We start from the raw sequence: 22,184 nt of genomic DNA, 5'->3' as shown, positions 1-22,184 counted from the left end.
AAGGGAAAGCAAGGCCCCGACCCTAGCGCAGCATACCGGCGCCGGCTTGACTGAGCCTGCCGCCGGCCATGCACCGGCCTGCCAGGCGCTTTGTAGTCTGCAGGTTTTGCCCGTAGGCTGCGGCATCCGCCTGTGCAGGAGCGCCCCTTGAATCCGATCTTCGCTTCCCTGAGCATCGCCCACCTGCGGGCGCTGCAAAGCATGCTGCAGCTGAAAAACCTCAGCCGTGCCGCCGAACGCCTGGGCAGCAGCCAGTCGGTGCTCAGCCGTCAACTGGCGCATATGCGCGAGGCGTTCGACGACCCGCTGCTGGTGCGTCAGGGCCGCGGCTATGTGTTGAGCGAACGCGGCGAAAGCCTGCTGGTGCCGCTGGGCCAGGTGCTGGCCGAGCTTGAGGCCTTGCGCCAACCGCAGGCCTTCGATCCCAAACGCTGCGAGCGGCGCTTTTGCCTGGCGGCCTCGGACTACATCGCCGAGCACATGCTGCCGCTGCTGGTCAGCACCCTGGAGCGCGAAGCGCCGGGGGTGTCGATCGAGTACCGCACCTGGCAACCGGGGCAGTATGAACTGCTCGCCAGTGGCGAAGTCGACCTGGCCACCACGCTGTTCGACGACGCCCCGGCCAACCTGCACGGGCGCATGCTCGGTGAAGACCGCGCGGTATGCCTGATGCATCGCGAACACCCGTTGGCGAGCAAAGCCGAACTGACCCAGGACGATTACCGCGCCTGGAACCATGTGCGTATTTCCGGTGGTGGCGACAAGGACAGCTTTATCGACCGCCACCTGCGCGAGCAGGGCCTGAGCCGGCGCGTCAGCCTGCAGGTGCCGTTCTACTCGGCGGCGGTGCAGGTGGTCGGCAGCAGCCAGGCGCTGGTCACCGTGCCCGAGCACATCGCCCGTCAGCTCAGCCGCCTGCATCCGCTGACCTGGCGGCCACTGGCCTTTGTCGAGCACAGCCAGCGCTACTGGGTGGTCTGGCACCAGCGCCTGCACGCCTCGGCCGAGCACCGCTGGTTGCGCAACCTGGTGTTCGAGCAGTGGCAGCAGTCGCAGTTCGGCGTGCACGGCGGCCATGCGCATTCGCCATAGCAGCTATGCGCCGGGCGGCGTTTTTTGTCGGTGGGCCAGGGCCTAGACTCAGGCCCACTTACCGACAACAACAGGAGCCGCTGCATGAGCCCGGAAGCATTTCGCAAACATGGCCACCAACTGATCGACCTGATCGCCGACTACCGCCAGGGTGTCGGCGAACTGCCGGTGATGGCCCAGGTCGAGCCCGGCTACCTCAAGGCGGCCTTGCCCAGCTCGGCGCCGGTTCAGGGCGAGCCGTTCGAGAACATTCTCAAGGACGTAGACCAGTTAGTGATGCCCGGCCTGTCGCACTGGCAGCACCCGGACTTTTTCGGCTACTTCCCCTCCAACGGCAGCTTGTCGTCGGTGCTTGGCGATTTTCTCAGCACCGGCCTTGGCGTGCTCGGCCTGTCGTGGCAATCGAGCCCGGCCCTGAGCGAGCTGGAAGAAACCACCGTGGACTGGCTGCGGCAGATGGTCGGTTTGTCGGCGCAGTGGAGCGGGGTGATTCAGGACACTGCGTCCACCAGCACCCTGGTCGCCTTGATCAGCGCCCGCGAGCGCAGCAGCGACTACGCCCTGGCCAAGGGCGGCCTGCAGGGGCAGGGCAAGCCGCTGATGATCTACACCAGCGCCCAAGCCCACAGCTCGGTGGACAAGGCCGCGCTGCTGGCAGGCTTTGGCAAGGACAACATCCGCTACATCGACACCGACGACAACTTCGCCATGCGCCCGCAAGCGCTGGCCGCAGCCATCGAGCAGGACCTGGCCGACGGCCTGCAACCCTGCGCGGTGGTGGCCACCACCGGCACCACGGCAACCACCGCCCTCGACCCGTTACAGTCGATCGGGCAGATCGCCCGTGAACATGGCTTGTGGCTGCACGTGGACTCGGCCATGGCCGGCTCGGCGATGATCCTGCCGGAATGCCGCTGGATGTGGGACGGTATCGAGCAGGCCGATTCGATTGTGGTCAATGCGCACAAATGGCTGGGGGTGGCTTTCGATTGCTCGCTGTACTTCGTGCGTGATCCGCAGCACCTGATCCGGGTCATGAGCACCAACCCCAGCTACCTGCAGTCGGCGGTCGACAGCAAGGTCAAGAACCTGCGCGACTGGGGCATTCCGTTGGGGCGGCGGTTCCGTGCCTTGAAGCTGTGGTTCATGTTGCGCAGCGAAGGTATCGAGAGCCTGCAGCAGCGCTTGCGCCGCGACCTGGGCAACGCCCAGTGGCTGGCCGAACAGGTGCGCAATGCGCAGGGCTGGGAATTGCTGGCGCCGGTGCAGTTGCAGACCCTGTGTATTCGCCATCGGGGCGACGGCCTGGAGGGGGAGGCGCTGGATGCGCATACCCGCTGTTGGGCTGATCGGCTCAATGCTTCGGGGGTGGCCTATGTCACCCCGGCAACCCTGAACGGCCGCTGGATGGTGCGGGTGTCGGTGGGGGCGTTGCCGACCGAACGTGAGCATGTGGCTGAGCTTTGGCGCAATTTGCAGAACGTCGTAGCGGGGTGAATCCATCGCGGGTCAAGCCCGCTCCCACAATGGAGCTGTGTACGCCGGACCTGTGGGAGCGGGCTTGACCCGCGATGCCTTTAAACAGCTATGAAAAGTACAATCTTGCCTATGGAAGTTGCATTTTCCCCCTGAGCCAAGCCTCCCATACTGGCCCCTGCATCCGCCGCCACCTGCCACTTCGCAGGCCTCGGTGGACATCCAATAATAAGCAGGGCCCCTCATGAAAAAGCCAAATCCGCTGCTCGAAGACCTTCGTTCGATTTTGCCCACCATCGCCGCCAATGCCGCCCGTGCCGAGCAAGACCGCAAGGTCCCGGACGAAAACATCGCCCTGCTCAAAAGCATCGGCCTGCACCGTGCCTTCCTGCCCAAGCCGTACGGCGGCCTGGAAATCTCCCTGCCGCAGTTCGCCGACTGCATCGCCTTGCTTGCCGGCGCGTGCGCCAGCACCGCCTGGGCCATGAGCCTGTTGTGCACCCACAGTCATCAGTTGGCAATGTTCCCGGCCAAGCTGCAGGAAGAAATCTGGGGCGATAACCCCGACGCCACCGCCAGTAGCAGTATCGCTCCGTTCGGCAAGGTCGAAGAGGTCGAAGGCGGCTTGCTGTTCAGCGGCGAGATGGGCTGGAGCAGTGGCAGTGACCATGCCGAGTGGGCGATTGTCGGTTGCCGCCGGGCCAATGCCGAAGGCACCCAGGATTACTGCTTCGCCGTGCTGCCACGCAGTGACTACGAAATCCGTGACGACTGGTTCGCCGCCGGCATGAAAGGCAGCGGCACCAAGACCCTGGTGATCGACAAGGTGTTCGTCCCCGAGCACCGCATCCAGAAAGCCAAGGACATGATGGAAGGCAAGTCCGCAGGCTTTGGCCTGTACCCGGACAGCAAGGTGTTCTACTCGCCATACCGGCCGTACTTTGCCAGTGGCTTCTCGACCGTCAGCCTCGGTATTGCCGAGCGCATGCTCGACGCCTTCCGCGAAAAGACCAAGAACCGTGTGCGTGCCTATACCGGGGTCAATGTTGGCGCCGCCACACCCGCGCTGATGCGCCTGGCCGAGTCCACCCATCAGGTTGCCGCCGCTCGCGCATTTCTGGAAAAAACCTGGCAGGAACACGCCGAGCACAGCGAACGTCACCAGTACCCGACGCGCGAGACCCTGGCGTTCTGGCGCACCAATCAGGGCTATGCGGTGAAGATGTGCATTCAGGCGGTCGATCGTCTGTTCGAAGCTGCTGGCGGTACCGCGTGGTTCGACAGCAACGAGATGCAGCGGTTGTGGCGCGACGCGCACATGACCGGCGCCCATGCCTACACCGACTACGACGTTTGCGCGCAGATTCTCGGCCGCGAGCTGATGGGCCTGGAGCCTGACCCGAGCATGGTCTGAAGGGCCTCGCCAATAACAACAATGACGGCTGCCGCTCAAGGCAGCCGGGGAGTCTTGCATGTCTAGCGCAACCGCCTTCGACAGCCGTGCCTTTCGCCGCGCCCTGGGCAACTTCGCCACCGGCGTCACCGTGGTCACCGCCGCCGACCCTCGGGGCAACCTGGTCGGCGTCACCGCCAATAGCTTCAACTCGGTGTCCCTCGACCCGCCACTGATCCTCTGGAGCCTGGATAAACGCTCCAGCAGCCTGGCGGTGTTCGAGGCGGCCAGCCATTTTGCGGTGAACATCCTCGCCGCCGACCAGATCGATTTGTCCAATAACTTCGCCAAACCCAAGGATGATCGCTTCGCCGGCATCAGTTACCAAGCAGGCGAGGGCGGCGCGCCGATCCTGGCCGATTGCTCGGCATGCTTTGAGTGTGAAACCCACCAGATCCTCGATGGCGGCGATCACTGGATCATGCTCGGCAAGGTGGTGGCCTTCGATGATTGCGGGCGCTCGCCCTTGCTCTATCACCAGGGCGCCTACTCCATGGTGCTGCCGCACACCCGCATGACCCGCCGTGAAGAAGGCCAGCCACCGAGCAGCCACTTCCAGGGCCGCTTGAGCCACAACCTGTATTACCTGATGACCCAGGCTCTGCGTGCCTACCAGAGCAGCTACCAGCCACGGCAATTGTCCAGCGGCCTGCGCACCAGCGAGGCGCGGATGCTCATGGTGCTGGAGAATGACGCCGGGCTGAACCTGGCCGACCTGCAGCGTGAAGTGGCAATGCCGGCGCGGGAAATCGACGAGGCAGTGGCCAACCTCAAGCGCAAGGGCCTGGTCTGCGACAGTCAGGCGGCCGGGCATGTGCGCCTGACCAGCGCTGGCATCGACCAGACCGAAGGCTTGTGGAGCATTGCCCGCGAGCAGCAGGACAAGGTGTTCGGGACGTTCAGCGAGGAGCAGATTGCGACCTTCAAGACCGTGCTGCAGGCGGTGATTCGCAGCTGTTGAGGTTTGATCGCGGGGCAAGCCCGCTCCTGCAGGAGCGCTTGCGTCGCGATGCTTTTATATTTCTCCTTAAGTTGTTATGTTATTACATGATTTTAAGGAGCCCCCATGAACTACCCCGTAGGAAGGTTGTCCCTAGGCCTGTCCGCCTCGCTGCTCGCCCTGCCAGCCGTTGCCGCCGACGCCGTAGTACTCGATGCCCTCAACGTCAACGAGCGCCATTACGAAGAAACCGCGACCGGCCCGGTGCAAGGCTATCGCGCAAGCCGCTCGAGCACCGCGACCAAAACTGACACTGACATCCGCGACACCCCGCAAAGCATCGCCGTGGTGCCCAGTCAGGTGCTCGAGGACCTCAACAGCACGCGCATCGACCGCGCCCTGGACTTTGCCGGCGGGGTCAGCCGGCAGAACAACTTCGGTGGCTTGACCTTCCTCAACTACAGCGTGCGCGGCTTCACCACCGGCGAGCTGTACAAGAACGGCTTTGCCGTCAACCGCGGCAGCTACAGTGCCCCCGACACCTCGAACATCGAACGCATCGAAGTGCTCAAGGGCCCGGCGGCAAGCCTGTACGGGCGCGGCGACCCAGGTGGTTTGGTGAACATCGTCACCAAGCGTCCGCAGGCCGAGGCCTTCACCCGCTTCAAGGCCAGCGCCGGCAGTTGGGACCGCTACCGCAGCAGCCTGGACGTGAACACGCCATTGAGCGAGGACGGCAGGGTGCTGTCGCGGGTGAACATGGCGGTGGAGGATAACGGCAGCTTTCGCGATTATGTCGGCAGCGAGCGGCGCATCGTCAGCCCGTCGCTGAGCTGGCAATTGAGCCCCGAGACCCTGCTGTCGATCGATACCGAGTTCTCGCGCACCGAGTCGGTGTTCGACCGTGGTATCCCGGCGGTCAACAATGAGCTGGGCTCGGTCAGCCGTTCGACCTTTCTCGGTGAGCCCAATGACGGGCGCATCCGCAATGACAACCAAACCCTCGACCTGACCCTGGAACACAGCCTCAGCGACAGCTGGACACTGCGCCTGGCCAACCATTACACCCAGGGCCGGCTCAAGGGCAACAGCTCGGAGCCGTCGCGGGTGGTCGGCAGCACCATCAGCCGCTTCTACCGCGAGCGCGATTTCGAGTGGAACGACAACATCACCCAGGCCGAACTGCATGGCCAGTTCCAGTTCGCCGGCTGGGAGCACCAGAGCCTGATCGGCCTGGAGTACGAGAACTACCGCAACAGCCAGAAGTACCCGCAGAGCGCCACCTCGCTCGGCTATGGCCTGGACATCTACAATCCGGTGTACGGCCAGGCGAAACCGCCGCTGATCAACCCCAATGACTTCTTCGAGCACACTGAAAGCTACGCGCTCAATTTGCAGGACCAGATTGCCTTTACCGAGCGTTTGCGCGGCCTGCTGGGCGTGCGCCTGGAGCACATCGAGCAGACCGCGCAGAACCGCACTACGCAGGTCAGCAACCGCCAGGAAAAGGACGTTGCCACGCCGCGTGTGGGCTTGCTGTACCAGCTCACACCTGAAGTCGGTGTGTTCGCCAATGCCTCGACTTCGTTCAAGCCCAACAGCATCGGCACCCAGGGCCAGATCTACAAGCCGGAGAAGGGCCTGGGCTATGAAACCGGGCTCAAGCTCGACCTGTTCGACAGCCGTCTGGGGGCAACCATCGCGCTGTTCCAGATCGACAAGGAAAACGTCATCACCACCGATGCCTTCGGTGACAGCATCGCCGCCGGCAAGGCGCGCAGCCAGGGTGTTGACCTACAGTTCAGTGGCCAGCTCAGCGACGCGGTGCGGGTGATCGGTGCCTATGCCTATATCGATGCCGAAGTGACCAAGGGCGATGCCGCCTTGCCCAAGGGCAGCGACCTGCTGGGCATCCCCCGGCACAGCGGTAGCCTGATGGCGGTGTATGAGTTCCAGAGCGGGCCCTTGCTCGGTTCGGACATTGGCGCTGCGGCCAACTATGTCGGCGAGCGCTCCGGCCAGGCCGGCAGCAGCTTTCGCCTGCCGAGCTACAGCACTGTCGACCTGCTGGCCCACTACAAGGTCAGCGAACAGGCCACGGTGGGCCTGAACCTGAACAACCTGTTCGATCGCAAGTACTACGAGCGCGGCTACAACGCGGCGTGGAACCTGCCTGGGGAGCCGCGCAATCTGATGGTCAGCCTGAGCCTGGCGCTGTAAATCGGCAGTGCGTTATTGCACGCACCACCAGCGCGGCAACTGGTCGTTGAATGAATGCGCGGTCGGCGCCAGGGCCTGATGCTGGTTGCTGTCGAAGCTACCCAGCAGCAGGGCCACTGTAGGCTCATCATCGATGGCACCCAGCGAGCTGCCGCAGGTGGGGCAGAAGGCGCGGCGGGAATAGTCCGAGGAGCGAAAGGTGGCCGGAGCGCCTGCCGGGCCGATCCAGCGAACCTGCTCGCGGGCAAATTCTACCCAGGTGGCTGTCAGCGCGCCGGTATGGCGCTGGCACCATTTGCACGAGCAGCAGTGGGGGTTCAGTACCGGTCCTGTGGCTTCAAAGCGGATCGCCCCGCACAGGCAGCCACCGCTGTAGGTTTCAACGTCCATGGTTATCTCCGGGCTAGTTGCCAACCGGCGTGCACAGCTCCACCAGGGTGCCATCGGGGCAGCGCACATACGACAGTGTTTGCCCCCAGGGCTTGGCTTCGGGGGTTTTCAGCTCGATGGCGCCGGCAGCCACGGCGCGGGCATGGGCGCTAGCGACATCGTCGGTGACCAGGGCGATTTCCATGCCCAGCGGTTTTGCCGATTCGCTGGCTGCCAGCACACCGCCCGGAAAGTGGCTGTTGCCCAGGGCCAATGAGGCGAAGGCGAGGGTGGTGGCGCCGGTGTCCAGCTCGCCATAGTCGCCGGACTCATGGAGAAAGCGCCGGCCCAGGCCGAAGGCCTGTTCGAAGAATGCCAGCGAGGCGGCGACATCCGGGACGTAGACGATGGTGTATCCGAGTTTCATCAATGCTTCCTTGATTGAAGAGGACGTGGGCGGTTTATACAGCACTTGCCGGCGGCTTGGGTACGTCGCTAAGGTTGTGGCTGCAAAGGAGAGCCCTGATGACCGACCCGATCGAACTCAACCGCCGCAACTGGGATGAGCGTGCGCCATTGCACGCGGCATCCAAAGACTATGAAGTAGACACATTCGTCGCCGACCCTGCGCACCTGTCTGAAGTGGTACGTTTCGACTTGCCGCGCCTGGGCGATATCCGTGGCCTGCGGGCGGTGCACTTGCAGTGTCATATCGGAACCGACACGTTGTCGCTATCGCGTTTGGGGGCCGAGGTCAGCGGGCTGGATTTTTCTGCGCAGTCCTTGGCTCAGGCGCGGGCCTTGGCTGAACGCTGTGGGGCCAGGATCGACTATGTCGAGTCGGATGTGTACGCCGCCGACCAGGTGCTGGCGCCGGCGTCGTTCGACCTGGTGTACACCGGCATCGGCGCGTTGATCTGGTTGCCGAGCATCGAGCGTTGGGCGCGTACCGTGGCGGCGCTGCTCAAGCCGGGTGGACGGCTGTTCCTGCGTGAAGGTCACCCGATGCTGCTGGCGGTGAACGAAGATCATCAGGACCAGTTGGTGATCGAGTACCCGTACTTCGAGCGCGAGGCGCCGACGGTGTGGGACAGCGGCCAGACGTATGTCGAGACCGACAGGTTGCTTGAGCAAACGGTTACCCATGAGTGGAACCACGGCTTGGGCGAGATCATCAGTGCCTTGCTCAAACATGGGCTGCAGCTCACCGCGCTGGTGGAGCATGACAGCATTCCCTGGGAGGCGCTGCCGGGGCAGATGAGCCAAGACGGGGCAGGTGAGTGGTCGCTGAACAAGGATCGCTGGCGCTTGCCGCTGAGTTACACCTTGCAGGCGGTCAAGCGGGGCTAACGGCTGCGGACCTTGAGGGCCTCATCGCCGGCAAGACTGGCTCCCACAATGGCTTGGTAGACGCCGATCGTGTGGGAGCAAGTGTTTGTTGTGGGAGAGGACTTGTGTACGCCGGACCTGTGGGCGCTGGCCTTGCCAGCGATGAGGCCGGCAGCCTCACTGCGCTGCCGCCTTCGGCTTGCGCGTTCGCTTGCCCGCCGCTGCGCTGCTTTTGCGTTTTTTCTTCCACGGCGCAGCACCACGCCCGGCCGGGGTGGCCGGGCCGCTGATGGTCAGGCGCATGCCGGCGCAGCGCTCGACCTGCTTGCTCATCCACGCCGACTGCTTGGCGACGAAGTCCTCCAGGCTCATCTCGCCGCTTTGCACCATGTCCAGCGCCTGTTCCCAGATCGCCGTGGTGCCCGGGTCGGCAATCGCCCGCGGCACCGCGTCGATCAGGCTGAAGGCCGCCGGGGTGGCACTCAGGGCCTTGCCGTTCTTGACCAGGTAACCGCGATCGAGCAGGCCCTGGATAATCCCGGCACGGGTGGCTTCGGTGCCGATGCCGGTGGTGTCCTTGAGCTTTTGCTTGAGGCGCGGGTCGTCCACCAGCTTGGCGACGTTTTTCATCGCCTTGATCAGGTCACCTTCGGTAAACGGCTTGGGCGGCTGGGTCCACAAGTCTTTGAGGTTGACCCCGGCCACGGCACAATCCTGCCCTTCACGCAGCAGCGGCAGCACCTGAGCCACCGGCGCTTCGCGGCCTTTGCCAGGCGTCAGGGCCTCAGGCAGGGCGCGGCGCCAGCCTGGCTCGACAATCTGCTTGCCCACCGCACGTAATGCCTGGCCTGCGCAATCGAACTCGGCCTGGGTGCGATCGTACTCGTGGTTGGGCAGGAACTGCGCCAGGTAGCGGGCACGGATCAGCGTATAGACTGCCTTGTGCCTGGCCGGCAAACGCGACGGGTCGCTGGCCGCCGCAGTGGGAATGATGCCGTGGTGGGCGCTGACCTTGGCGTCGTTCCAGGCCCGTGAACGGCGTTGCGCTTGCAGGTACGGTTGCAAGGGCGCAAGGCTGGCATCGGCACGCTGCAAGGCGGCGAGAATGGCCGCTGCCTCGCTGTGCTGGCTCAATGGCAGGTAACCGCAGTCGCTGCGCGGGTAGGTGATCAGCTTGTGGGTTTCGTACAGTGCCTGGGCGATGTCCAGGGTCTCCTGGGCGCCGAGGCCGAGTTTTTTCGAGCACAGCTCCTGCAGGGTGCCGAGGTCGAAGGGCAGCGGCGCCGCTTCGCGAACCCGCTCGGTGGCGACGTTCATTACCCGGGCACTGCTGGCCGCACCGATGGCCGCAGCGGCCTGCTGGGCCAGGGCCTGGTTCAGGCAGCGGGCCTGGTCGTCGCAGGCGTCCTCCGGTGCCCGCCACTGTGCAGTGAACTGCTCGCCAGCGCTGCGTAGCTGCACGTCGATGGCCCAGTAGGCCACCGGCACGAAGTCGGCAATACTGCGGTCGCGATCGACCACCAGACGCAATGTCGGCGTTTGTACCCGGCCTACCGGCAATACACCCTGGTAACCGGACTGACGGCCGAGCAGGGTGAACAGCCGGCTCATGTTCATGCCGATCAGCCAGTCGGCTCGCGAGCGCCCCAGGGCCGAATGGTAAAGGCTGAAGGTTTCGCTACCGGGCTTGAGCGTCGCCAGGGCCTTGCGGATGGACGCGTCGTCGAGCGCCGACAGCCATAGCCGGCTGATCGGCCCCCGGTAGCGGCAATGCTCGACCAGCTCACGGGCGATCATCTCGCCTTCGCGGTCGGCGTCGGTGGCGATCACCAGTTCGCGGGCCTCGCCGAGCAGGCGTTTAACCGCCTTGAACTGGCTGGCGGTCTTGGGCTTGACCAGCATTTTCCACTTCTCGGGCACGATCGGCAGGTCGGCCAACACCCAGCGCTTGTAGCGCGCGTCGTAGCTGTCGGGCGGAGCGGTTTCCAGCAGGTGGCCGATGCACCAGGTGACCGTGACATCGGTGCCGACCCAGCAGCCGTCGCCGCGGCGGTTGGCGCCGAGCACCTTGGCGATGTCTTTGGCCTGGGAAGGCTTTTCGCAGAGAAACAGGCGCATGCCGTTCGATCTATGGCTGGTGAAGGCCATAGGATGCGCAGGATTGATAGGCGTGGCAAGCTTTATCTGTATGGATATACAGCTTGGTGTTGCCGCCCTGGTAACGAAAACTCCTCGCATTTGGCCAGCTTGCCCTCGACGTGACCGTGGACGGGAGAATTGCCCTTGTGGCAGCGTTTGACCTGCCCTCGGGTGTGTCAATGGACGATGTCGCCAGGGCTTTCTGCCAACTGCACAAGGATGTACCCCCATGCCTGTTTTCGATTATCGCAACCTCGACAGCGCCGCTTCCAAGGCGCTGTACAGCGACGCCATGGCCTTGACCCTCTATGCCTATCACGGCCTCGACAACGGTTTTGCCGTTGGTTACCAGCAGAACGGTTTTGGTCTGGGCTTGCCCGCCACCTTGGTCAAGGCACTGATTGGCGGCACCGACAGCCAGGGCGCGATCCCGGGCATCCCCTGGAACCCCGACTCCGAAGCCCAGGCCCTGGCCGCTGTAAAGGCCGCGGGCTGGACGCCGATCAGCGCCAAGCAACTGGGCTATCAGGGCAGCACGGATTTTCGCGGAACCTTCCACGGCGAAACCGCCGGCTACACCAGTGCCCAGGTCGAGATCCTCGGCAAGTATGACGCCGCCGGCCAGTTGAGCGGGCTGGGCATTGCCTTTCGCGGTACCAGCGGGCCACGGGAAAGCTTGGTGGGCGATACCATCGCCGATGCCATCAACGACCTGATGGCCGCCATTGGCCCGGACGGCTACGCAAAAAATTACGCCGCCAATGCCTTTGGCCGATTGTTCGACGATGTCGCCGCCTTTGCCAAGGCCAATGGCCTCAAAGGCGCCGATATCACCGTCAGTGGCCACAGCCTTGGCGGCCTGGGCGTCAACAGCCTGGCTGAGCTCAGTCACGACAAGTGGGGGGGCTTTTATGAGGATGCCCGTTACGTAGCCTTTGCCTCACCGACCCAGGCCAGTGACAGCGGCAAGGTGCTGAATATCGGCTACGAGAACGACCCGGTGTTCCGCGCCCTCAATGGCTCGAGTTTCGACTGGGCAACCGTCGGCGTGCACGACGGCGCCAAGCCTTCGAGCACCGACAACATCGTCAACTTCAATGACCATTACGCCTCCGATGCCTGGAACCTGCTGCCGTATTCGATCGGCAATATCGCCACCTGGTTGTCGCATTTGCCTACGGCGTACGGTGACGGCCTGGGCCGGGTGCTGGATTCGAAGTTCTACGCCTGGACGGCCAAGGACTCGACCATCGTCGTCAGCAACCTCTCCGACGTTACCCGTGGCTCGACCTGGGTCGAGGACCTGAACCGCAATGCCGAGACGCACACGGGCAGTACCTTCATCATCGGCTCCGAAGCCGGCGACCTGATTCATGGCGGGCATGGCAATGACTACCTGGAAGGGCGCGGCGGCAATGACACCTTCCGTGACGACGGCGGCTACAACCTGATCGACGGCGGCGCCGGGCACGACACCCTGAAACTCGGCCAGGCCCTTGGCAGTTTCGATATCGCCCGCGATGGCAACGGCACCCTGTACCTGCGCGACGCAGCGGGCGGCATCAGCCTGGTCAACCAGGTCGAGACGCTGGTCAGCAAGGAGTCGAGCCTGGTGCTCTTCAGCAAGGAGGTCAGCCACCAGATCGACCCGCAGGGTGTGCTCAGCAGTGGCAAGCTGCACGCCTATGCTACGAGCCAGAACGGCACGGCGGCTAATGACAGCCTGACCGCGAGCGCCCAGGGTGACTGGTTGTTTGGCCTGGACGGCAATGACCACTTGCAGGGCGGGCGTGGCAACGATGTGTTCGTCGGCGGCGCTGGTAACGATGTGCTGGTTTCAGGCGGCGGTCAGGATACCTTCCTGTTCAGCGGCCACTTTGGCCAGGATCAGGTTCAAGGCTTTAGCAGTGATGACCGTCTGCTGTTCATCGGCGTTGATGGCGGCACCGCGCAACCGGACTTTCGCCAGCACCTGAGCCAGGAGGGTAACGATACCGTACTGCGTTTTGGCGCTGACAGCGTGACCCTGGTGGGGGTGTCGGCAGATAGCCTGAGCGCGGCGCAGATCGTCATCGCCTGAGTGAACCGCTGCTGGCCGGCAAGCCTTAAGCGGTCTTGCGGGCCAGCACCGAGTAGGTGTGCCAGTGTTTGCTGCGGCCCAGCAACGTCTTGCCGGGCTGGTTGTGCTCATAAAGATCGAGCAACTCGAAGCTGTCGAACAGTTGCTCGGTCTGTGCACGGTCATGCACGCTCAGGTCGCGACGCTCAAGCTGTACCCAGGAGTCCATCGGCCCCATGAAGTGCCCGCAGAATATCCCGCCCGGGCGTAACGCCTGAACGATCCGGCGCCAGGCCTCTGCGAAGTGTTCCGGCCGACAGAAAAACAGGCAGGAACTGGCGGTGATCAACGCCGCCTGGGGGTAGTCGAAAGTTTCAAAGCTGCTGCAGGCGGTAAACAGTTGCGGCTTATCGGCCAAGTCGCGCACATACTCCAGGGCCTCGGGGTTGTTGTCGTAGGCGTGCACGACAAACCCGCGCTCCAGCAAGAACCGCGTGTTGCGGCCCGCGCCGCAACCGACATCCACGGCAATGGTGCCTGCATCGATGGCGACCAGCTCAACTGCCTGACGCAGGTGCGGGTACACCGCAGCCTCGCGTGAGGCTGCGTAGTAGTCGGACTGGATCATCCGCGACTGGCCTCCAGGGCCTGGCTCAGGTCGGCAATGATGTCATCGCTGTGCTCAATGCCGATCGACAGGCGCACCATGTCCCGTGGCACGCCGGCGCGCTCCAGTTCTTCGTCGTTGAGCTGGCGGTGGGTGGTGGAGGCGGGGTGGCAGGCCAGCGACTTGGCGTCGCCGATATTCACCAGGCGCACCACCAACTGCAGTGCATCGATAAAGCGCGCGCCGGCCTCCTGGCCGCCCTTGATCCCGAACGACAGGATCGAGGCCGGCTTGCCTTCGGTGTAGCGCCGGGCCAGGTCATGTTCGGGGTGATCAGGCAGGCCGGCGTACTTCACCCAGGCGACTTGCTCATGGTTCTGCAGGTAGTGGGCGACCTTGAGTGCGTTCTCGGTGTGACGCTCCATGCGCAGGGCCAATGTTTCCAGGCCTTGCAGGATCAGGAAGGCGTTGAATGGCGACAGCGCCGCGCCAGTATTGCGCAGCGGCACCACCCGGCAGCGGCCGATAAAGGCGGCCGGGCCAAAGGCTTCGGTGTAGGTCACGCCATGGTACGAAGGGTCGGGGGTATTGAGCAGGGCGAAGCGCTCTTTGTTTTCGGCCCAGGGGAACTTGCCCGAGTCGATGACAATGCCGCCGATGCTGGTGCCGTGGCCGCCGATGTACTTGGTCAGCGAGTGCACGACGATATCGGCGCCGTGTTCGAACGGGCGGCAGAGAATCGGCGTGGCCACGGTATTGTCGACGATCAGCGGTACGCCATGGCGGTGCGCGGCATCGGCCAGGGCTTGCAGGTCGACGATATTGCCCGCCGGGTTGCCGATCGACTCGCAGAACACTGCTTTGGTGCGGCTGTCGATCAGCGCTTCGAGGGCGGCGATGTCGTCATGGGCGGCAAAGCGGGTCTGGATACCAAAGCGTGGCAGGGTATGGGCCAGCAGGTTGTAGGTGCCGCCGTAGAGCTTGGCCACCGAGACGATATTGTCGCCGGCTTCGGCCACGGTCTGGATCGCGTAGGTGATCGCGGCCATGCCCGAGGCCACGGCCAGGGCACCGACGCCGCCTTCCAGCGCCGCCATGCGTTGCTCGAGCACATCATTGGTGGGGTTCATGATCCGGCTATAGATGTTGCCGGCGACTTTCAGGTCGAACAGGTCGGCACCGTGCTGGGTGTCGTCGAAGGCAAAAGAGGTGGTCTGGTAGATCGGTACCGCGACGGCCTTGGTGGTCGGGTCGGGGCTGAAGCCCGCGTGGATGGCCAGGGTTTCCAGCTTCATGCAATCGTTCCTTGAAAGTCGGGGGGGAAGGGGCTAGAGCATGGAGCGCGGAGCGAGTGACGGTCAAGGTCCATGGGAGCAGGCTGGCCCCGCGATAGCGTTCTCTCTAGCCCGCCTTGCGCAAGGTCAGGTTGATGCGCCGGCTGCCCAGCACGGGATGGTTGCCCGGTTTGAGAGGCAGCACCCCATGAAAGCGCAGGCGATCCTCACCGCCCCAGACCATCACATCGCCATGGCGCAGGCCGATGCGTTGGCTGGGCGCGTTGCGGCTGTGGCCACCGAACTGAAACACCGCCGGCAAACCCAGCGAAACCGAGACGATCGGTTGGCTGTAGTCGCGTTCATCGCGGTCTTGATGCAGGCTCAAGCGATTGCCCGGCTGATAACAGTTGACCAGGCAAGCGTCCGGCTGGAAGTCGGCAAAGCCTGCGGCCGAAGCGGCGAGGGCGGCCAGTTCGCTGAATACGGTTGGCAATGCCGGCCAGGGTTGTTGGCTGAGTGGATCGACCGGGCTGTAGCGATAACCGCGCCGATCACTGATCCAGCCCAGTGTCCCGCAGTTGGTCAAACCCACGGCCATGTTCAGGCCACCGGGAGTGACCATATGCCGCAAAGGCGCGCAGGCGATGATCTGGCGCAGCTCAGGTAGCAGGGCGTCGAGCCTGGCCAGGGCAAGCCCGGGCAACACTACCGCCTGCTTGCCGATCCACTGTGGCTCGGCGGGGTTGGCGGGGTTGAACAGGTCCAGTTCGGTTTGCATCATAAGCGGCGATTCAGGCAGCGGGCTGGGTGCAGAGACTGTATAGTAACGCGCTTTGGCACCTGTGCCGTCCCCCTGTTTGTTGCGCGCAAAGCCCGCACTTCAGGGTGCCCAGGGCCCCTCGAAGAAAAAAATAAACTTTTTGAATTCAAGGGGTTGCCAGAGCGGGGGAATGAGTACATAATTGCGTCCATCGAAAACGAGGCACTTAAAAAGCCTAGCGTTTTCAAGGAGATAGCGGTTTTAGTAAGTTGTTTCCTTAAAGAGTTGTATATGTTTGAGATCGCAGTTTCAGGGTCTCGGGCATTTGAGGCCGAGTAGCAAAGTGGTTATGCTCCGGATTGCAAATCCGTCTACGCCGGTTCGATTCCGACCTCGGCCTCCATTATTGAAAGCCCCGCAGATTAACGTCTGCGGGGTTTTTCTTTGTGGGTCGGAAAAGGTTGGAGTTCCGATACTTCAGGCATTGAGTTCCGAAATTTCACCCTTTGCAGGGCTTGGCGATGGCCCCGACGCGACGGTAAGCGCGCTCGGTGATTCCCTCTTTCGAGTGGCCGAGCAGCACGCTCGCATCGCTCAGATCGTTGATCTCAGATGCCGCTTTCGGTCGGATGTCCCTGAACTGGAACTGGGCTATTCGATTGGTAAGGTCAGGCTTCTTCTCCAGCTCTGCTTTCAACCTCGCGGCCTCGCGTGCGTCGGCCCACCGGTTGCGCAACATTGGCCAGCTCATCCGCTTGCCATGCTCATTGACGATGAAAAGCGGGGATGGTTCAGTATTTTCGCGCCACGATGACCAACCCGGCCGATGCTACCTATGCCCCTGATGGGCTCGCAGCGGCTCCGATTTATGGCTTGGGTGGGCAACTGCTGCAGGGTGACGAGATCGTTGCTGGCGGCAATGTCACGCTGGTCTCGCATATTGGCCCTATGCTCAACGGCGGCGCTTTGTGTTGGGTGTTGATCAAGTAGCGACGGCGGTGCACAGCAGGTCGCCAATGCAACACGTAGCCAGCACGCGGTAACCTTGGGTCAGATCTCCATCGCTTCGGGAGCTGCGCGGGTGATGTGAAATTTTCGGCTGCCAATTCCGTTCCTGCGGGTTGGCTCAAAGCAGATGGCGCTGAGGTTTCACGTAGCACGTTTTCTGCGCTCTTTGCGGCAATTGGAGCGACCTATGGTGCTGGGGACGGTTCGACCACATTCGTATTGCCTGACTTGCGAGGCGAGTTCATCCGCGGCTTTGATGACGGCAGGGGGATAGATGCTGGGCGTGCATTTGGATCGTCGCAAAAGGGCACCCTGCACCCCTACGATACCACTGACAATAAAGCCAACGGCATCTGGAGTGCTTCAACCACACAAAACTCTGGTGCAGCATCGCAAGTAGCGATGGGTGTAGACCCGTACTCGACCACTGATTACCCGACTGTTACCGTCGGTGGAGTCGATGCGACAGTCAATTATGCATTACCGGGTCTCGCCGGCGACCGCGGTTACTCAGGCGTCGCTCGGCCACGCAATATTGCGCTACTTGCACTGATCAAGTATTGAGTTTCTCGCTTTTAAAACTCTCATATCTCCGGCGGTGTACTCCCACTATGCCGCCCTTGTGCTCTCCGAACTGCTCGCACGAGAGAACTGGCGAAAGCGTATGACCGAGCCCGAATAGCAGGCCTGGCGTTCGAGGCGTCCTATACTGCTCTGGTCAAATAACCGGAGCAGCAGCGTGAAGAGGACTCTGGCGGGAATTATCGAGGCTGTCACCGAGTACTAGCTCCGATCGCTTGGTGGACCGGCGCGCTCACTCCATTGAATAGTCCGACACCTGCGGCGTGGTTCATGGCGCCACGCGAGGCGAACTTGCCCCTGCGGCTGCTCAACGAAATGCCGCCATCGCCGATGCCGGCGACCAAGGCTTAATTACCTTGCGGGCGTGCCAGGCCCACGTCCGAAACATCGGGCAGTGAGCAGTAAAACAAGCAAACGCAGATGGCTGCTTTCAATGGCTGGGGGTCCACAATTCTTAAACTGCATCACGACTGGTTATCAGGGTGCGATAATCGCAACTCCCCGTCGCAATAAACCACCTCGCGGCCCAGCCATCCATTATCTACCTGCGGCAGCACCGCCGATGGTTTGCGCAACTCGCGCAGCAGGGTTGAACCGTGGGACAACCGCCCACCCATTCGTGCGATCACCGCGCTAGCCTGCTGATATTGGGCATGCCGCCCCGGGTCGAGGCTGTCCTCAAAAAGGATATCCTGGCCGAGAATGCCCCGCACGTAGCCGGGATAGATCATGAAGCCGGCAGCCTGCTCAAGGCCCTCGCGGCCATCTTGCCAGAAGCTGCCCGCGCGGTTGCGCACTTCAGGGTGTGGTGCGAACCAGCGTGCACGCTCGGCTCTTGGCATCGCGTGGTGCACCCGGAAGAAGATACGCATCAGGTTGTCCCGGTACCATTCGCGCACCTGCAGGTAGTACCCCCGAAGCCCCGGAAAGCCAAGGCGGTGGGCCATCGCGATGGGCCTGGGCCAGAGTGGCAGCGGTTGCAGGGGCAGTTCGGCATGGCTGGGGCGTGGGGTGCCTGGGTCGGTTTCCCAAGGCAGGCGATGCGGGCTGAAGCCCAGGTCGTCATAGGCGGTTGGCGGGCGCCCGAACAGGGTGCCGCCACTACTGGCCAGTGCGGTGGCGATGCACAGGTTGCCCTGCACGACGAAGACATAGAAGCGGCTGAACCAATCTGCCAATTGCTGGCCATTGGCGCCGTCGGCCTTGAGCTGCGTCAGTTCATCATCAAAGCGGCGCAGCCCCGACTCCAGGGTATGCAGGTGCCCTCGGGCTATGCGCTGCATGCGCCAGAACAGCGGCAGCGAGCGCAGCAGGCGCAGCGGTCGCCAAGGCAGAACCGGGGTGGCGCCACCTACTTCGCCTGCATAGCTTGCGGCCGATACGCCCCAGTCTGCCAGGCGGGCCAGGAACAAGTCGTTGTTGATGTAGGAGGCGCCAGCGAATACAGCGGTAAAGGGTTCGTTGTCTTCCAGAATGCGGCAGTCCCAACGTGCCATGATCGCCGGGATACTTGCGGCTGCGCGGCGCTGGGCATATTCGACAAAGCAGCTGGGCTGTGGCGGCAGGATCTCGGCAATGTTCGCCGCGGTCAGGTGGCGTCGCCAGCCATGCTCGCTGATCGGTCGATACTGCAGCAGCCAGAGCTGTTGGCCGTCCCAGGCCCATTCGACATCGCCGGGCACATAATGGAACACCTTGAGCACCCCTTGCAGGAAGCCCCATAGCGCGGTTGCGTCGAGCCCGTGCAGGTTCCGAAACTGCCCGCTTTCCCACGCTGAACCCAGGCGCGAAAGGGTTGCCCGCTCTGGCGTGGCCTGGCCATCGGCGAGCGATTCCAGATGCCCCTCGACCCACTCCAGTTCCACCGCAAGATGGCGAACAAAAGCGATACCCGAGAGCTTGGGAGTAATGAAGCGCTGCACCACGACCTCTTCGACACCCGCAACGCGCAGCTGCTTTACCCGGGCTGCAACGTCGCTAGCCGTTACCCGCAGGTACGTGGTGCTCAGGCCGGCATTGGCCGCATCGGCCTGGTCTTCGCCATAGCTGGAGGAGCGTACGGCCCAAGTCATGTGCGCAGTGCCGGCGAGCAACTGCGCCAGGCGGGGGTCGCTCTCATGCTCAATGGTCAACGCCTGGGGGACTGGTTGTCCGGCAAGCTCGGCCAGGCGCAAGCGACCGCCCTTGGTGTGGGCGACGAAGCCTTGCGCCCCTGATTCCAACCAGGTCGCGAATGCGCTGGGTGCGTCGATCCAGGGATAGTGCCCCCAGCCTGGTTGCAGGCTGATGCGCAGGTCGGCGCGGGCCAGGATTGCCGACCAGGCTGCTGCCTGGGCAATGCCGAGCATCTGGTCCTGATCGCCCCAGACCAGCTCGATGGGGTCGGTGATCCACTCCAGCAGCGTCAGGGCTGTGTCGGCGCGCAGTTGGTCCCAATAGGGCATGAAGGCCCTGCATCGGGTATAGCCGGCGCCCATACGGCGGTATTGCGCAGCGCTCCAGCGGTGTTGGGAAAACTTGCGGGCGAACCATTGTGGCTTGTGGCCGAGCAGCCAGTGGATGGTCTTGCGCAGCGGCAGGGGCGACATGAGGGCCGGCAGACGACGCTGCCAGAGAAACGCCCCGACCGGCGCCAGCAGCACGCTGCGGGCAAAGTGCCCCGGGCGGCGCTGCAAAGCATGCAGCACGATAAGCGCATTCACCCCCACGGCCATGATTTCCTGGCCAGGCTCGGTCATCTCCAGCAGTGCCTGAGCATAGCCTGACAGGTCCGTGCAGGGCGGCTGTGGGTTATCACCAAAACCAGGCAGCTCCAGGGCCTGTACCCGGTAATGGCGAAAATGCGCGAGCGCATCGTCCCACCAGTCGGCGGCACTGCCATTGCCAGCCAACAGGTACATCAAGGGCTTGTTCATTGATGCTCCTCAGGCCAGGTCGCGCAGCGCGCTGTCCAGGGTTGGGTACTGGAAGCGGTGGCCGGCTTGTTGCAGCCGGGTCGGCTGCACGCGCTGGCCGTCGAAGAACAGCTCGGCCATCTCGCCGGCGATCAGGCGTACCGGCGCTGCCGGAACATGTAGCCATACCGGACGCTTGAGCAGCGTACCGGCGGCCGCGACGAACTCGGCTTGGCTGACGGGCTCGGGGGCGACCAGGTTGTATGTGCCGTTCATCGAGGTGTCGTCCATGGCCCGTGCCATCACCTGCAGCACATCGTCGCGGTGCACCCAGCTCATGATCTGCCGACCATCGCCCATGCGCCCGCCAAAGCCCAGGCGCAACGGCATCAGCAGCGCAGGTAGTGCTCCACCGGGGCCGAACACCACACCCAGGCGCAGTACAACCTGGCGTACCCCCAGTTCGGTGGCGGGCCTGGCCGCGGCCTCCCAGTGGGCGCAGAGCTTGGCCATGAAGCCTTCACCCTTGCTGGCGTTTTCGTCCAGCTGTTCACTGCCATCGCGCACGCCGTAGTAGCCAATGGCTGAGGCCTGGATCCATAGCGCCGGCTTGTGGGTGGCATGTCTCATCCAGCCCAGCAGCGCCTCGGTGGTGGCGACCCGGCTGGCGAGCAATTGGGCCTGGCGCCGCGGTGACCAGCGCGGCCCGGCGACCGGCGCGCCGGCCAGGTTGATCACTACATCGAATCGTTCGCCATGGCCGAGCTTGCCCAGTTCGCGCACGCACCGGGCCCGGCCATCGAACAGGTAGGCTGCGCGCAGCGGATCTCGGGCCAGCACGGTGACGGTGTGACCGGCATCAAGCAGTTGGTTGACCAGCGCTTCGCCAATGAAACCGGTGCCGCCGGTGACCAGCACCTGCTTGTAGGCTGCCCCTGCAAAGAGGTTGGGCGGTAGGCCCTTGCGTTGCATGCGCAGCGCCGCCAGGCCATCGCGGACACCCGAAGCCGTGACGCCAACGGCAAACAGCGTCAGTACCCAGCCTTGCCAGCCGAGATCGATTGCCACCAAGCCGCTGGGCAGGTGCGACCACTCCAGTAGCTGCATGCCATACAGGGCGAAAAAGGCACCGGCGTTGATTGCCAGTACCGTATGCATGATGCGCTCGATCGCCGGTAGCTTGCGGCTACGGTCCTCGACCACGAAATCCCATAAGGTTAAGCCGATTTCCAGGGTAAACAGCACCGCAACGACAATGGCCCATCCCCCCTGAAAGGCAACGTGCGCAATGCCCAGGAACAGGACCCCGTAGAAGCACGAGCGTACTGCGTGGATCGCCAACTCCAGGCGTGCACTATGGCGCTGGGGCAGGGCCACGGTCAGTTCATGATGGTAGAGAGTGTCGAGCGCCCCAAGAAACCCTTGGAACAGCAGCAAGATAATGGCCCAGTGCAGTGTAGGCAGTTCAGCCACGTTCAAGTCCTTTTACAGTGGAAACAGAGCGGTCATGGCGATACAGCCAGAGCAGTGGTGGAATCAGGACCAGGAGGGCCACACCGTCGACAACCAGATGCGACCAGATACCCACCTGTAGCGAAATCAGGGCATCCTGAGGTGCCCAAAGCACAATGCCGGCAATCAGCCAGGCCCAGGCCTGGTGGCTGCGAAGGCGATCACCCAGGTGGATGAGGCCGAGCATGTACAGCGAGTAGCTTTGCAGGGTGGCGCCGAACAGGGCCAGCCACCAGACCTGTTGGTTGCGTGCGGGTACGGGTGCAGCCTGGCCCCAGAAGGCCTGCTCGATACTCAGTTGATAGTCGTTCAGCAGCAGGCTGTGGCCAGCCCACGTCAGCCCGACACCTACCAGCAAATGCGCCAGGGCGGCAGCCTGGAGCCAGCGCACCCAGAAGCGGCGCCGACTGGTTAGGGATGAAGAGTGTGAAGATGGCATTCCGTGTCCTGTCGATTTCCTTGACGGT

19 protein-coding genes, 1 tRNA gene and 1 pseudogene are annotated in these 22,184 nt (G+C 63.3%); 11 read left to right on the top strand and 10 right to left on the bottom strand.

Translation table 11 applies throughout. From position 1 onward, the window contains the following. Window positions 1-147: 147 nt before the first annotated feature. The 5 genes from PspR32_RS15740 to PspR32_RS15720 all read left to right on the top strand — a co-directional run bounded on the left by PspR32_RS15740 (window position 148) and on the right by PspR32_RS15720 (window position 7,181). Window positions 148-1,092: a LysR family transcriptional regulator gene (locus PspR32_RS15740; protein ID WP_010224003.1), complete on the top strand. Its 945-nt coding sequence runs from the start codon at window positions 148-150 to the stop codon at window positions 1,090-1,092. A gap of 84 nt (window positions 1,093-1,176) precedes the next feature. Continuing rightward, complete coding sequence (locus tag PspR32_RS15735) at window positions 1,177-2,589, top strand: DOPA decarboxylase (RefSeq protein WP_159388847.1); 1,413 nt, start codon at window positions 1,177-1,179, stop codon at window positions 2,587-2,589. Window positions 2,590-2,812: 223 nt separating this feature from the next. Then, window positions 2,813-3,982 (top strand): p-hydroxyphenylacetate 3-hydroxylase oxygenase component, encoded by a 1,170-nt coding sequence (locus PspR32_RS26190; protein WP_100783220.1) that lies wholly within the window; start codon window positions 2,813-2,815, stop codon window positions 3,980-3,982. Between the two features lie 58 nt (window positions 3,983-4,040). Continuing rightward, window positions 4,041-4,982: a p-hydroxyphenylacetate 3-hydroxylase reductase component gene (locus PspR32_RS15725; RefSeq protein ID WP_100783219.1), complete on the top strand. Its 942-nt coding sequence runs from the start codon at window positions 4,041-4,043 to the stop codon at window positions 4,980-4,982. Window positions 4,983-5,087: 105 nt separating this feature from the next. Continuing rightward, a complete protein-coding gene (locus tag PspR32_RS15720; protein WP_010223997.1) occupies window positions 5,088-7,181 on the top strand; it encodes a TonB-dependent siderophore receptor in 2,094 nt (697 codons plus the stop codon). Between the two features lie 12 nt (window positions 7,182-7,193). On the opposite strand, the gene PspR32_RS15715 is transcribed toward PspR32_RS15720, so the two are convergent. Together PspR32_RS15715 and PspR32_RS15710 are read right to left on the bottom strand one after the other, a co-directional pair. After that, window positions 7,194-7,571: a GFA family protein gene (locus tag PspR32_RS15715; RefSeq protein WP_036994751.1), complete on the bottom strand. Its 378-nt coding sequence runs from the start codon at window positions 7,569-7,571 to the stop codon at window positions 7,194-7,196. Between the two features lie 13 nt (window positions 7,572-7,584). After that, complete coding sequence (locus PspR32_RS15710) at window positions 7,585-7,977, bottom strand: VOC family protein (protein ID WP_010223993.1); 393 nt, start codon at window positions 7,975-7,977, stop codon at window positions 7,585-7,587. 98 nt (window positions 7,978-8,075) lie between these two features. On the opposite strand from PspR32_RS15710, the gene PspR32_RS15705 reads away from it, so the two are divergent. Continuing rightward, entirely contained in the window at window positions 8,076-8,900 is an 825-nt protein-coding gene (locus PspR32_RS15705; protein WP_010223992.1) for a class I SAM-dependent methyltransferase, read from the top strand. A 156-nt stretch (window positions 8,901-9,056) separates the two neighbouring features. On the opposite strand, the gene PspR32_RS15700 is transcribed toward PspR32_RS15705, so the two are convergent. Beyond that, entirely contained in the window at window positions 9,057-10,997 is a 1,941-nt protein-coding gene (locus tag PspR32_RS15700) for a DNA topoisomerase III (protein WP_036994754.1), read from the bottom strand. Between the two features lie 250 nt (window positions 10,998-11,247). On the opposite strand from PspR32_RS15700, the gene PspR32_RS15695 reads away from it, so the two are divergent. Beyond that, on the top strand, window positions 11,248-13,098 hold the full coding sequence (locus PspR32_RS15695; RefSeq protein ID WP_159388846.1) for a polyurethane esterase: 1,851 nt from the start codon (window positions 11,248-11,250) through the stop codon (window positions 13,096-13,098). Between the two features lie 25 nt (window positions 13,099-13,123). Here PspR32_RS15695 and PspR32_RS15690 read toward each other — a convergent pair whose 3' ends face one another. From PspR32_RS15690 to alkB, 3 genes are all read right to left on the bottom strand, one after another. Beyond that, window positions 13,124-13,705 (bottom strand): class I SAM-dependent methyltransferase, encoded by a 582-nt coding sequence (locus PspR32_RS15690; protein ID WP_100783215.1) that lies wholly within the window; start codon window positions 13,703-13,705, stop codon window positions 13,124-13,126. Further along, a complete protein-coding gene (locus PspR32_RS15685; protein WP_100783214.1) occupies window positions 13,702-14,979 on the bottom strand; it encodes a bifunctional O-acetylhomoserine aminocarboxypropyltransferase/cysteine synthase in 1,278 nt (425 codons plus the stop codon). The genes PspR32_RS15690 and PspR32_RS15685 overlap by 4 nt, the downstream gene beginning before the upstream one ends. 106 nt (window positions 14,980-15,085) lie before the next feature. Beyond that, window positions 15,086-15,742: a DNA oxidative demethylase AlkB gene (gene alkB / locus PspR32_RS15680; protein ID WP_159388845.1), complete on the bottom strand. Its 657-nt coding sequence runs from the start codon at window positions 15,740-15,742 to the stop codon at window positions 15,086-15,088. Between the two features lie 308 nt (window positions 15,743-16,050). Here alkB and PspR32_RS15675 point away from each other — a divergent pair. Then, window positions 16,051-16,124 (top strand) — tRNA-Cys (locus PspR32_RS15675). 96 nt (window positions 16,125-16,220) lie between these two features. On the opposite strand, the gene PspR32_RS15670 is transcribed toward PspR32_RS15675, so the two are convergent. Next, complete coding sequence (locus PspR32_RS15670) at window positions 16,221-16,460, bottom strand: hypothetical protein (protein ID WP_442966883.1); 240 nt, start codon at window positions 16,458-16,460, stop codon at window positions 16,221-16,223. Between the two features lie 47 nt (window positions 16,461-16,507). Here PspR32_RS15670 and PspR32_RS15665 point away from each other — a divergent pair, with 47 nt between their 5' ends. The 3 genes and pseudogenes from PspR32_RS15665 to PspR32_RS26400 form a co-directional block, all read left to right on the top strand. Further along, window positions 16,508-16,711 (top strand): hypothetical protein, encoded by a 204-nt coding sequence (locus PspR32_RS15665; RefSeq protein WP_159388844.1) that lies wholly within the window; start codon window positions 16,508-16,510, stop codon window positions 16,709-16,711. A 96-nt stretch (window positions 16,712-16,807) separates the two neighbouring features. Continuing rightward, a complete protein-coding gene (locus tag PspR32_RS26285; protein ID WP_198421645.1) occupies window positions 16,808-17,293 on the top strand; it encodes a tail fiber protein in 486 nt (161 codons plus the stop codon). Between the two features lie 266 nt (window positions 17,294-17,559). Then, a pseudogene (locus PspR32_RS26400) lies at window positions 17,560-17,709 on the top strand (lysis protein); the annotation flags it as partial. A gap of 66 nt (window positions 17,710-17,775) precedes the next feature. On the opposite strand, the gene PspR32_RS15655 reads toward PspR32_RS26400, so the two are convergent. The 3 genes from PspR32_RS15655 to PspR32_RS15645 are packed head-to-tail and all read right to left on the bottom strand — an operon-like array spanning window position 17,776 to window position 22,156. Continuing rightward, window positions 17,776-20,226, bottom strand: a complete 2,451-nt coding sequence (locus tag PspR32_RS15655; protein ID WP_159388843.1) for a PEP-utilizing enzyme — start codon at window positions 20,224-20,226, stop codon at window positions 17,776-17,778. Window positions 20,227-20,235: 9 nt separating this feature from the next. Continuing rightward, the gene (locus tag PspR32_RS15650; protein ID WP_010223976.1) at window positions 20,236-21,678 is read right to left on the bottom strand and encodes a TIGR01777 family oxidoreductase; all 1,443 of its coding nucleotides are present in this window, start codon (window positions 21,676-21,678) and stop codon (window positions 20,236-20,238) included. Then, the gene (locus tag PspR32_RS15645) at window positions 21,671-22,156 is read right to left on the bottom strand and encodes a cell division protein (protein WP_159388842.1); all 486 of its coding nucleotides are present in this window, start codon (window positions 22,154-22,156) and stop codon (window positions 21,671-21,673) included. Before PspR32_RS15645 ends, PspR32_RS15650 begins: the two co-directional genes overlap by 8 nt. Window positions 22,157-22,184 lie beyond the last annotated feature (28 nt).

The organism is Pseudomonas sp. R32, from assembly GCF_009866705.1.
In the GTDB taxonomy this organism is placed as follows: domain Bacteria; phylum Pseudomonadota; class Gammaproteobacteria; order Pseudomonadales; family Pseudomonadaceae; genus Aquipseudomonas; species Aquipseudomonas donghuensis.
The sequence above is the reverse complement of the archived record's forward strand: the minus strand, read 5'-3'. Positions and strand labels throughout refer to the sequence as shown.

Coding starts and splice junctions, on each gene's coding strand:
- PspR32_RS15710 (WP_010223993.1), bottom strand. CDS start 7,977: ATGAAACTCGGATACACCATCGTCTACGTCCCGGATGTCGCCGCCTCG.
- PspR32_RS15705 (WP_010223992.1), top strand. CDS start 8,076: ATGACCGACCCGATCGAACTCAACCGCCGCAACTGGGATGAGCGTGCG.
- PspR32_RS15655 (WP_159388843.1), bottom strand. CDS start 20,226: ATGAACAAGCCCTTGATGTACCTGTTGGCTGGCAATGGCAGTGCCGCC.
- PspR32_RS15715 (WP_036994751.1), bottom strand. CDS start 7,571: ATGGACGTTGAAACCTACAGCGGTGGCTGCCTGTGCGGGGCGATCCGC.
- PspR32_RS15645 (WP_159388842.1), bottom strand. CDS start 22,156: ATGCCATCTTCACACTCTTCATCCCTAACCAGTCGGCGCCGCTTCTGG.
- PspR32_RS15700 (WP_036994754.1), bottom strand. CDS start 10,997: ATGCGCCTGTTTCTCTGCGAAAAGCCTTCCCAGGCCAAAGACATCGCC.
- PspR32_RS15690 (WP_100783215.1), bottom strand. CDS start 13,705: ATGATCCAGTCCGACTACTACGCAGCCTCACGCGAGGCTGCGGTGTAC.
- PspR32_RS15685 (WP_100783214.1), bottom strand. CDS start 14,979: ATGAAGCTGGAAACCCTGGCCATCCACGCGGGCTTCAGCCCCGACCCG.
- alkB (WP_159388845.1), bottom strand. CDS start 15,742: ATGATGCAAACCGAACTGGACCTGTTCAACCCCGCCAACCCCGCCGAG.
- PspR32_RS26190 (WP_100783220.1), top strand. CDS start 2,813: ATGAAAAAGCCAAATCCGCTGCTCGAAGACCTTCGTTCGATTTTGCCC.
- PspR32_RS15695 (WP_159388846.1), top strand. CDS start 11,248: ATGCCTGTTTTCGATTATCGCAACCTCGACAGCGCCGCTTCCAAGGCG.
- PspR32_RS15735 (WP_159388847.1), top strand. CDS start 1,177: ATGAGCCCGGAAGCATTTCGCAAACATGGCCACCAACTGATCGACCTG.
- PspR32_RS15670 (WP_442966883.1), bottom strand. CDS start 16,460: ATGTTGCGCAACCGGTGGGCCGACGCACGCGAGGCCGCGAGGTTGAAA.
- PspR32_RS15725 (WP_100783219.1), top strand. CDS start 4,041: ATGTCTAGCGCAACCGCCTTCGACAGCCGTGCCTTTCGCCGCGCCCTG.
- PspR32_RS15665 (WP_159388844.1), top strand. CDS start 16,508: ATGGTTCAGTATTTTCGCGCCACGATGACCAACCCGGCCGATGCTACC.
- PspR32_RS15720 (WP_010223997.1), top strand. CDS start 5,088: ATGAACTACCCCGTAGGAAGGTTGTCCCTAGGCCTGTCCGCCTCGCTG.